At 65.3% G+C, this 10,259-nt stretch carries 9 protein-coding genes; 4 read left to right on the top strand and 5 right to left on the bottom strand.

Translation table 11 applies throughout. The annotated features are described in order from the left end of the window. A partial coding sequence (locus tag ACYQ2W_RS10840) for a COR domain-containing protein (RefSeq protein ID WP_459866332.1) occupies positions 1-2,329 on the top strand: 2,329 nt, incomplete at its 5' end. Positions 2,330-2,535: 206 nt separating this feature from the next. Here ACYQ2W_RS10840 and ACYQ2W_RS10835 read toward each other — a convergent pair. Further along, entirely contained in the window at positions 2,536-2,703 is a 168-nt protein-coding gene (locus tag ACYQ2W_RS10835; protein ID WP_459866329.1) for a transposase, read from the bottom strand. Here ACYQ2W_RS10835 and ACYQ2W_RS10830 point away from each other — a divergent pair. From ACYQ2W_RS10830 to ACYQ2W_RS10820, 3 genes are all read left to right on the top strand, one after another. After that, on the top strand, positions 2,650-2,814 hold the full coding sequence (locus tag ACYQ2W_RS10830; RefSeq protein ID WP_459866326.1) for a type II toxin-antitoxin system TacA family antitoxin: 165 nt from the start codon (positions 2,650-2,652) through the stop codon (positions 2,812-2,814). The two genes, ACYQ2W_RS10835 and ACYQ2W_RS10830, sit on opposite strands and share 54 nt — an antisense overlap. Before the next feature lie 8 nt (positions 2,815-2,822). Beyond that, a complete protein-coding gene (locus tag ACYQ2W_RS10825) occupies positions 2,823-3,326 on the top strand; it encodes a GNAT family N-acetyltransferase (RefSeq protein WP_459866323.1) in 504 nt (167 codons plus the stop codon). A 558-nt stretch (positions 3,327-3,884) separates the two neighbouring features. Further along, positions 3,885-4,628 (top strand): putative metal-binding motif-containing protein, encoded by a 744-nt coding sequence (locus ACYQ2W_RS10820; RefSeq protein ID WP_459866319.1) that lies wholly within the window; start codon positions 3,885-3,887, stop codon positions 4,626-4,628. 417 nt (positions 4,629-5,045) lie between these two features. Here ACYQ2W_RS10820 and ACYQ2W_RS10815 read toward each other — a convergent pair whose 3' ends face one another. The 4 genes from ACYQ2W_RS10815 to fabZ form a co-directional block, all read right to left on the bottom strand. Continuing rightward, on the bottom strand, positions 5,046-6,071 hold the full coding sequence (locus tag ACYQ2W_RS10815; protein ID WP_459866316.1) for a helix-turn-helix domain-containing protein: 1,026 nt from the start codon (positions 6,069-6,071) through the stop codon (positions 5,046-5,048). A 25-nt stretch (positions 6,072-6,096) separates the two neighbouring features. Further along, positions 6,097-8,838, bottom strand: coding sequence for a DEAD/DEAH box helicase (locus ACYQ2W_RS10810; protein WP_459866313.1), 2,742 nt, complete (start codon positions 8,836-8,838; stop codon positions 6,097-6,099). Positions 8,839-8,901: 63 nt separating this feature from the next. Further along, positions 8,902-9,672 (bottom strand): acyl-ACP--UDP-N-acetylglucosamine O-acyltransferase, encoded by a 771-nt coding sequence (gene lpxA, locus ACYQ2W_RS10805; protein ID WP_459866310.1) that lies wholly within the window; start codon positions 9,670-9,672, stop codon positions 8,902-8,904. After that, positions 9,669-10,118: a 3-hydroxyacyl-ACP dehydratase FabZ gene (gene fabZ, locus ACYQ2W_RS10800; protein WP_459866307.1), complete on the bottom strand. Its 450-nt coding sequence runs from the start codon at positions 10,116-10,118 to the stop codon at positions 9,669-9,671. Before fabZ ends, lpxA begins: the two co-directional genes overlap by 4 nt. Positions 10,119-10,259 lie beyond the last annotated feature (141 nt).

Below are 10,259 nucleotides of genomic sequence, written 5' to 3'. Positions count from 1 at the left end.
CCTCACCCGGCTCAATCTCGGGAATAACCAGCTCACCGCCCTGCCCCCCGAGATCGCACAACTCCAACACCTCACCCTGCTCGACCTCTGGGATAACCAGCTCACCGCCCTGCCCCCCGAGATCGCACAACTCCAACACCTCACCCTGCTCGACCTCAGGAATAACCAGCTCACCGCCCTGCCCCCCGAGATTCAAGAGTTGGACGACTTGCGTGGGTTGGGGCTCGAGGAAAATGCGATGGAGGCGCCTCCTTTAGAAGCCCTCGACCCGGAAACCGAGTATTCACCGCACTACATTCAAGGAGCGGTGGACATCACCAAACTCCGCAACTGGTTCCGCCAAGCCGCCGGCGAAGGGGTGGACTACCTCTACGAGGCCAAGCTCCTCATCGTCGGCGAGGGCGGCGCCGGCAAGACCAGCTTGCTGCGCCGGCTGGTCAACCCCGACGCGGAACTGCCGGAACCGGACGACTCCACCCGCGGCATCGACATCCAGCGCTGGGAGTTCGACTGCGAGCCCCGCCACCAACCGGCCGACGCCGCCAAGCCGCAGACCGTCCCCTTCCGTGTCAACTTCTGGGACTTCGGCGGCCAGCAGATCTACCACGCCACCCACCAGTTCTTCCTCACCAAGCGCTCCCTCTACGCCCTGGTGGCCGATACCCGCAAGGAGGACACCAACTTCTACGACTGGCTCAACATGGTGGAGCTGTTCGGTCAAAAAAGTCCTGTCTTCATTGTCAAGAATCAAAAAGACGAACGACCGGTGGAACTGGACGAACCCTCGCTGCGGGAGCGTTTCGGCAACCTGAAGGAGGTGTTCGACTGCAACCTACTCACCAACCACGGACGACAGGAGGTAGTGGATTTCGTCCGTTACCAGATCCAGCGCCTGCCCCACGTCGGCCAGGCGCTGCCCAAGACTTGGCTCCAGGTGCGTCGGGCGCTGGAAAGCGACCCGCGGGACTACGTCACTCTGGAGGAGTATCTGACAATCTGCGACGCCCACGGCTTCAAACGTCGCCAAGACGCCCTCGACCTCAGCGACTACCTCCACGACCTGGGGGTCTGCCTCCACTTCCGCGACGACGAGCTGCTGGAGCGGATCGTCATCCTCAAGCCCACCTGGGGCACCGACGCGGTCTACCGGGTGCTCGACAGCAAGCCGGTGAACGAGGCCCAAGGGCGCTTCACCCGCGACGACCTGAGGCGCATCTGGAGCGAGGAGCGCTACGCCGACCGCCGCCCGGAGCTGCTGCGGCTGATGACCGAATTCAAGCTCTGCTACGAACTCCCCGAGCCCGGCCACTATATCGCGCCGCAGCTGCTCGGCCGCGAGCGGCCCGCCTACGCGTGGGACGAGACGGAGAACCTGCAACTGCGCTACGCCTACCCCCGCTTCATGCCCAGGGGGATCCTCACCCGCTTCATCGTCGAGCTGCACGACCGGATCGAGGCCGGACGCGAGCGGGTGTGGCAGCACGGCGTGGTGCTCGCCGACGACGCCACCCGCGCCGAGGTGCGCGAGGACCCGGAGCGGCGCGAGATCCGCATCCGGGTGAGCGGCGCGCACAAGCGGGACCTGCTCTCCCATCTGGTCTACCGCCTGGAGGAGATCCACGCCCCCTTCCGCAAGGCGGGACTGGAGTATGAGCGGAAGATCCCGTGCAACTGCGAACGTTGCGGCACCCACCGTGAACCGTCGTTCTATGACTACAGCGAATTGACCCATTTCCGGGACGAGGGCTGGTCCACCATCCAGTGCCGGAAGAGCGGTCAGCAGGTCGATGTGCGCGGATTGCTGGACGACGTGATCGACGAACGGGCCGCACAACCCCGAGGCTACGGTCGCAACCGAACGGAGCCGTACGACGAGCATCCGGAGGGTGAAAAACATCTCCACCTTCACCTGCCGTCACCACCGCCCCCATCCGCGCACACCGAACCGCCCCCTGCGGAGCCCTGGTACAAGGCGTGGTGGGTCGTATCGTCCACCGCCGGAGCGGTGGTGGCAGTGGTGATCGGCCTGCTGAGCGCGAACGCGGTCTGGGGTGCCGGCGCGGGGGCGGCCGCCGCGCTGCTGGCCCTCTTCCTCAATCCGCGACGCCGCTTCTTCCGGGTCGGCGTGGGCGTGCTGGGGATGACCGGGCTGGTCAATCTGATTCCCGCGTTGAACCTCCATTTCGCGCACTGGACGAACACGGAGAACGGCGCGAACGGGTTGGTGGTTCAGGGGATTTCCGAAAACCGGGGCGAGATCAGCGGGGTGCTAATCCTGTTGGCCGGCGTGTTGTTCGTTCTGGATCACCTTCAGGACCGCAGGTCATAACACAGCCGCCGCGTCTCACCGAACGACACGCATACCCGGCGTCCGGGAGGACCCCCTGCGCCGCCGCGGTGGGAAGAGCGCAGCGAAACCCACCTTCCCCAAGCCCTTGAAGACGCAACACGGGGTCACAATTCCAGGTAGTGCGGCCCCATGGCCATACCACTACGAATTAAATTCGCAGGCGCCCTTTACGGTTCCTCGACGCCTCAAATGGATTTCAGGATCGAGCGGGCCGGACTGGCGATGAGGTAGATCATGGCGATGAACGTTGCTTTGAACCGGTATCCCCTGGCTCTCGCCCTGGCTGCCTGGAACAGCCCATGGAACCCTTCCAGACGGGCGTTGGTGTAGGTCGATCGCCAGCGCCTGATCACCTGATCGGCCAGGACTGGGAGCGGTTCCTCGACGCCTTGGAAAACCCACCCGCCCCCAACGACCGGCTTCGCGAGGCATTTGCCCAACACCGGAAGCGGGTCGCTCGGTAACGCTTCCGGTGGGCCTGAACATCACGCCGCTGCACAAGCGCCATGACCGCGGCGCCTTCGACTGTGGCGTTCCCGCCCTCGACCACTACCTGCGCCGCTACGCCGGCCAAGACCTCAAGCGGCGGGTCAGCCGAGCCTTCGTCGCCACCTTCACCGACGATCCGCATCGGGTCATCGGCTACTACACCCTGAGCGCGGGCGGCCTGGGCGGTACCGAACTGCCCGAGGAGCGGCGCCGCCGCCTGCCCGGCTACCCGATTCCCGTCGCCATGCTGGGCCGCCTGGCGGTCGCCCGCGACCCCCAGGGCGACGGGATCGGCGCCATCCTGCTGGCCAACGCCCTGAGCCGAGTGGCTCAGGCCGCCCGGGTGATGGCGGTCTACGCCGTGGTCGTGGAGGCCATCGACGAACGGGCCGCGGCCTTCTACGACCGCTTTGGATTCCTGCCGCTGCGGAGCCATCCGCTGAAGCGTTTTCTACCCTTGGATTCCTTTGCCGAATCGGCCGTCTGAGCCTGAGGGCCCGCGAAAAAATAACTTCCTGTTTTGGGACGCCGATCCATCCCCTCCGGCGGCGTTGCGCAAAGGGTTGCATACAACGAGTATGCGCCCCTTTGCGCGCCTTGCCGGACGGGCGTCTCGACGCCCCAAAACACGAAGTTATTCTTTCGCGGGCCCTAAGGGTCCGCGGATGCCTCGACGATGGAATGGCGCCGCGCTTCCCCTCTACGAGGGCTCGACCGGTCCAGTCGACCAGTTGGCCAGCGACCAGTTGGAGATAGTCGAAAAGGTGTTTTAGCGAAGTCGTCGGCGACCCGTTCGTGGGGCGCTTGAAAAATACGGCACATTATTAGCTTGGCTAATGATTAATATAGACAATTGTTATCATGCACAGAGGGGGCCGACTCGGAATTATGGGGTTCTCCGGCCGGCACTATCTATACCAGAGGCTCTAATTCCAATAAAAGTGGAAGACAATCTTACTGAAGCCGCGCAATTTTCGTCGATCGAGCTTGGTCACTATAGCGTACTTATCCCATAGAATAATCACAAGAAGAAAGGAGGAAAAACATGAAGAGCGGAGTAACACGAGGGGCATGGGTTGCATTCTTTTTTATGGCATGGCTTGTGTGCGTAGGCTGCCATGCTGATGACGATGGAAGGAGCGACTTAGAACCGTCAGCAATCTGGTACAAGGATTCTGATGGAGATGGTTACTCCGATGGTTCCATGGTGAATACGACAAAACAACCACGCGAGTATTATTCCGAACGGGACTTGAGGTCTCTTTCTGGAGATTGTGATGATGCTGATCCGTTGATCCATCCTGAAGCAACCGAAACATGTGGAGACGGTCTCGATCAAAACTGTGATGGCCGTGATCCTGAGTGTGATGACGATGAGTGCGCGGGTCCCTGGTATCGCGCCAACCTCACCACCTACACGTCCTATCCGGATCCGGGCAGCGAGGAATGCCTGGAGTACAATGGGTGCACCTGGGCCGGCTATTTTTACGGCCTGGAGGGGCAGCAGACCGGGGAGTGGGTGGCCGCGCACAATATTGTTGCTGTTCATCACAAGGATTGGGGATGGTTAGGCATGAAAACCATCAGGTTGCATCAAGACACCCATGACATACTCGCCACCGTCTACGACCTGTGTTCCGACTCCGATTGCGACGGGTGCTGCACGGAGAATCTTGGCGGTGACGGGTATCTCATCGACATCGAACACGCCACCATGGAACGCTTTGGCTCTGGTGAAGGAATCGTTGAATTTCAGGTGTGTGGTGCAAATCACTCCGGCAGTTTTTGATGAAATGATGCAGTCTAGTGATTCCAAGAAAGTGGAGAGGGTCACCCGGGCGTTTCTCAAGATGAAGAAGTTTGATATTGCAACCTTGCAAAGCGCCTATGATGGGAAATAGGAAAGGGAACAAGACATCATCGGCTAATTGCGGCGTTGGACGGGTCATGATGGATGCCCCGGTTAACGATCATGGACGAGCGTTGAACGGCCCCGGGACGATGAAAGCCGGGTAGGGTGTGCCGACGATAGGAGGCGCATCGGTCGGAAAATGGTGCGCCTCGTACCTCGGCACACCCTACGCTCGCCCCCAATTTCCACGCACTTTAGCAGTAACACACCCCGGTTAATGCACCAAAACTACGCGACCCCCTTCTTAGAACAACCCGCCACTGCGCTCCTGACTCCCGGTCGCACCCCCACTCTTCAGCGCCGCTCCTTCGCCAGTCGGCGCAAGGCTTCGAGGTGCCGCCGCTGCAGGTTGAGCCTCCCCGGCCGGTTCTCCCAATTGCTGATGGTCTGCAGGGATGCGCCCACCTGGCGGGCGAGTTCGGCCTTGTTCAAGCCGAGGCGTTGGCGCAGCCGGGCGATCGCCTCTCCGGTGGGGACGAACACCTCCTCCACCGGATCACCGTTGCCGCCCTTCGTCGTCCGTGCGGGATCTCGTCCGGTGGCGGCCGGGTTGGCGCTTCGTGTCGGCGGCCGCCGGCTCGTGGCGGAGCGCCGCGGGGCGGCCGGGGGCGATGGCTCGCGGTCGTCGATCTCCACGCCGAACAGGCTGGAGAGATCCTCCTCCTCCAGCCGGCGGTGGCGGCCGGCCGCGGGGCCGGTGAGGTCCAGATCGACGGTGATCAGCTCTTCATGATCGACGCCGCGCAGTTCGAACAGCATTTCGGGACGCTGGTCGAGGCGCGCGCCGACGCCGTAGAGGACCGCGGCGCGATGCTTGCACAGGCCGGCCCAGTCGGGACAGGTGCAGCTCATCTCGATCTCGCCGGGCTGGGGGAAGAGGCCGTGGTCGCGGTCGGTGACGATCGCCATCACCTGTTCGGAGAGCTTGCCCTGGAGCAGTTCCAGCAGGGAGCCGATATGCCCCGCGCACTGCTCGCGCAGCCTTTCCCATCGGGCTTCGGGAAGCGGTTGGATCCGGATGTCGACGTCGTAGAGCGTGGAGCCGCTGACGATGGCCTGGATATGCCCCCTGCGGATCGCCAGGTGGCAGATCGAGCCGTTGCGCGCGTAGGTGCGGCCCCTCGGCAGGCGGTTGGCATAGTCGCTGAACCGCTCCAGGTGGTGGCACCACGCCTCGCCCCAGAAGGTGTGGGCGATCTTGCGGCCGTGGATCGCCAACGGTTCGATCTCCAGGCCCTGTTTCTCCATCTGCTTCATCTTCCGGGCCGCGGCGGCTCGCCGTTTGGCGACCGGCACGTAGGGGTTCCAGCGGGGGGCCATGGGGGTCTCCTAGGAGGCTGTCGGGCTATGGGGGATCGAGGTCGAGGGCGACGAGGTCGAGCAGCGCCGCGTCGTCCATTTCGGTGAGGGGGAGTTCGCCGCCGTCGCGCAGCAGGTCGTCGGCCAGGCTGCGCTTCTCCCGGATCAGGGCGTCGATCTTCTCCTCGATGGTGCCGCGGCAGATGAATTTGTGCACCAGGACGTTCTTTCGCTGGCCGATGCGGAAGGCGCGGTCGGTGGCCTGGTTCTCCACCGCGGGGTTCCACCAGCGGTCGAAGTGGATGACGTGGGAGGCCTCGGTGAGGGTGAGGCCGGTCCCTCCCGCCTTGAGGGAGAGGACGAAGAACGGCGGCCCCTCCTCCCGCTGGAAGGCCTCCACCCGCTCGCGCCGCTGCCTGACCGGGGTGCCGCCGTGGAGGATCAGGCCGGGCCGGCCGAAGATCTCCGCGAGGAAGGCGGCCAGGGGCGCGGTGATCTCGCGGAATTGGGTGAAGACCAGCACCTTCTCCTGGCGCGAGGCGATCTCCTCGCACAGTTCGGCCAGGCGCTGGAACTTGCCGCTGTTCTTCGGCTCGTAGTCCCCGCCACCGAGCCCTTGCGCGGGGTGGTTGCAGATCTGCTTGAAGCGCTGCAGGTAGGCCAGCACCAGGCCGCGGCGCTGGATGCCGTCGAGGGTCTCGAGACCGTGCTTCAGCTCCTTCACCGCGCGCCGGTACTGCGCCACCTGGACCCGGCTCAGGTTGCACCACGCATCCACCTCGCTCTTCTCCGGCAGGTCGTCGATGATCCGCCGGTCGGTCTTCAGGCGGCGCAGGATGTAGGGGCCGGTCAGCCTGCGCAGCGGTGCGTACTGGTCGTGCTCGCGTGCGGCCAGGGAGTCGACGAAGCCCTTGAAGCGTTTGGCGCTGCCGAGCAGGCCGGGGTTGAGGAAATCGAACAGCGACCAGAGGTCCGACAGGCTGTTCTCCACCGGGGTGCCGGTGAGGGCGATGCGCGCGTCGGCCTGCAGCCGCTTGACCGCCTTGGTCTGGCGGGTGGCGGGATTCTTGATCGCCTGGGCCTCGTCCAGGATCACCAGCCGCCACGCCGTGCCTTGCAGCCATTCGCGGCGGGTCAGGGTCCCGTAGGTGGTCAGCACCAGGTCGCAATCGGCGAGGGACGGCGGGTGATCGCGCCCTTCGCCGTCGGGCCGGGGGGTGTCGTCGAGTTGGGAGCCGTGGACGAAGCGGGTGCGCAGCGAGGGGGCGAAACGTTCCAGTTCCGTCTGCCAGTTGGCGAGCAGGGAGGCGGGCAGCAGCAGCAGGGAGGGTTTGGCCTCGCCGGCCGGCGGATGCTGTTTGAACCGCAGCAGCAGGGCGATGATCTGGATGGTCTTGCCGAGCCCCATGTCGTCGGCGAGACAGGCCCCCAGGCCCAGGCGGGAGAGCAGCCAGAGCCAGTTCACCCCTTGCTCCTGATAGGGGCGCAGGGTCCCCTTGAGTCCCTTCCCCGGCCGCGCGGCGGCGATGCCTTGCGGCGCGCGCAGCTGTTCGAGCACTCCCGCGAGCCATTCGCCCGGCCGGACCCGGGACCACGCCTGCCGCGCCTGGTCGTCGTCGGCCCGCCCCAGGTCGACCGGCGCGCCGGCCAGCAGGCGCATCCCCTCGGTGAATCCGATCCGCCCCTCGCGGGCCTCCGCCGCCACCGTCCGCCAGTGGCTCAGCGCCTCGTCCAGGCGCTGCCGATCCACCTCCACCCAGCGCCCCTTGAGGAACACCAGCCCCGCCTCGGCGGCCGACAACGCCGCCAGCTCCGCCTCGCTCAACGGTTCGTCGTCGATGACGACCTGGAGTTCGAAATCGAGCAACGCCTCCTTGCCGAGTCCGCCTTGCCGTTCGTTGCCGATGCGCACCCCGACCTGCGGGCGGCTGCGCTTGCGCCACCAGTCGGGCAGGCGAACCACCAGTCCGCTCTCCTCGTAGCGCGGGACTTCGCGCAGAAACCGGTAGGCCTCTTCCGGCGTCCAGGCCAGCGGGTGGTAGAGGTCGCCGCTCTTCACCAGTTCGTCGATCAGCGGGCTCGCCACGGCGGCGCGATGGACCGGCGACAGCAGGCGAACCAGCCCCGGCTTGTCGTCGGCATCGGCATACTCCCGCAACGCGTTGCGCAGCGGCTGGTAGCGCGCCGCGCCGCGCCCTCGGGGCGGCCCCGCATCGTCGGGGGCGTAGGTCGCCATGAAGGCGAAGGGGTAGTCGGGGTCGCGCCGATTCTCCGCCAGATGAAAGCAGACCCGGCCCAGTGGATGCCATTGCGGCGCACGGGCGTCGAGCAGCGCGGCCAGCGAGCCGTGTTCGCGGATCCGTGCGCGCACCCAATGGTCCAGCCGGTTCCACAAGGTGCACAGCAGATCGATGCCGAGATACTCGGCGCCCTGCATCGGTGGTGCGGCCTGAAGCCACCGTTCGGCCTCCGCCGCGGTCAACGGGGCGACGGGGGGGGCGGGGTCTTCGGGGTGATCGGCCGGCAGCGCATCCTGAGTGGCGGGCGGGTCCGGCAGCCGGCAGCGGGCGCCCAGGTAGCTGCCGGCGAAATCATGCCAGTAGCGCAGCGTCGGGGTCAGCCCGTCGGTCGAGCGGTCGGCGGCCAGCTCGAACAGCCCCTCGGCGACGTGGCGGGCGAAGGCGTCGGCGAGGCCGGGCCTCCCCTGCCCACCGGGTGAGGGGACCGCGTCCGCGACGGAAAGGCCGTGTAGGTGGCCGGAGGGCAGCAGGCCGAGATCGAAGGGCATCGGGTTGAACCGGAGTGGGGTTGGCATGTTGCGGGACGGATGAGCCACCCCGGGGGATCGCGCTCAGCGGATCAGGCCGCGCCCTTCCACTTCAACGAAATCGGCCAGCAACTGTACCGCCGATTCGTCGGCGGCGATCCCGCGCAACCGCTCCACCACCTGCTCGCGCTTCAGCCCGGAGCGGTAGATCGTCTTGTAGGCCCGCTTCAGGACGGCGATGGTCTCGGGGGTGAAACCCCGCCGCTTCAATCCCTCGCGGTTGATGCCATAGGGGCGGGCCGGGGAGCCGTCGGACATGACGTAGGGGGGAAGGTCCTGCTTGAGCACGGTGCCGAGGCCGCAGAAGGCGTGGGCGCCGATGCGCACGAACTGGTGGACCACCGCGAAGCCGCCCATGATCACCCAGTCTCCCACCTCGACGTGACCACCGAGGGAGGCGGCGTTGGCGAAAATGGTCTGGCTGCCGATCCGGCAATCATGGGCGACGTGGGTGTAGGCCATGAACCAGTTGTCGTCGCCGATGCGGGTCACCCCGCCCCCCTTCACCGTGCCGCGATTGATGGTGCAGTACTCGCGAAAGTAGTTGCGGTCGCCGATCTCCAGCCGGGTCGGCTCGCCCTTGAACGACTTGTCCTGGGGCGCCTCGCCGATGGAGGCGAACTGGAAGATGCGGTTGTCGCGGCCGATGGTGGTGGGGCCGTTGATCACCACGTGGGGGCCGATGACGCTGCCGGCACCGATCTCCACGTCGGGGCCGATCAGGGTGAACGGGCCGATCTGCACGTCTTCGGCAATGCGGGCCTTGGGGTCGATTACCGCGCGCTGGTCGATCACGATTCGATTTCCCTCGCCGCGCACATCAGTTCGGCCGAGCAGACCACCTTGCCGTCCACCTTCGCCTCGCCGCTGAAGCTCCATACCCCGCGCCGCGAGCGGTTCAGCTTCACCTCCAGGACCAGCTGATCACCCGGCTCCACCGGCTGCTTGAAGCGCGCCTTGTCGATGCCGACGAAGTAGTACATGGTCTCTTCGTCGGGGGTGCTGTCCTGGGTCTTGAAGGTGAGGATGCCGGTGGCCTGGGCCATCGCCTCGAGGATCAGCACGCCGGGCATCACCGGCCGGTGGGGGAAGTGGCCGGGAAAGAACGGTTCGTTGATGCTGACGTTCTTGATCGCGGTAAGGGACTCGCCGGGAGTGTAGTCCACCACCCGGTCGATGAGCAGGAAGGGGTAGCGGTGCGGCAGGTACTTCAGCACCTCATGGATATCGAGCGTGTTCAATTCAGGACCTCTTCAAAAAAACATCCAACGCAAAGGCGCAAAGACGCAAAGGGCGCAAAGCGGAAAGGAGACGGCGGGGTCCCCGGATGAAGTCCGAATCCCCCTTTGCGTCCTTTGCGCCTTCGCGCCTTTGCGTTGAAA

The sequence above is a fragment of the Endothiovibrio diazotrophicus genome (assembly GCF_054657215.1).
This window is presented reverse-complemented; position numbering and strand designations above follow the sequence as displayed.

Coding starts and splice junctions, on each gene's coding strand:
- ACYQ2W_RS10830 (WP_459866326.1), top strand. CDS start 2,650: ATGGAACCCTTCCAGACGGGCGTTGGTGTAGGTCGATCGCCAGCGCCT.
- ACYQ2W_RS10820 (WP_459866319.1), top strand. CDS start 3,885: ATGAAGAGCGGAGTAACACGAGGGGCATGGGTTGCATTCTTTTTTATG.
- ACYQ2W_RS10815 (WP_459866316.1), bottom strand. CDS start 6,071: ATGGCCCCCCGCTGGAACCCCTACGTGCCGGTCGCCAAACGGCGAGCC.
- ACYQ2W_RS10810 (WP_459866313.1), bottom strand. CDS start 8,838: ATGCCCTTCGATCTCGGCCTGCTGCCCTCCGGCCACCTACACGGCCTT.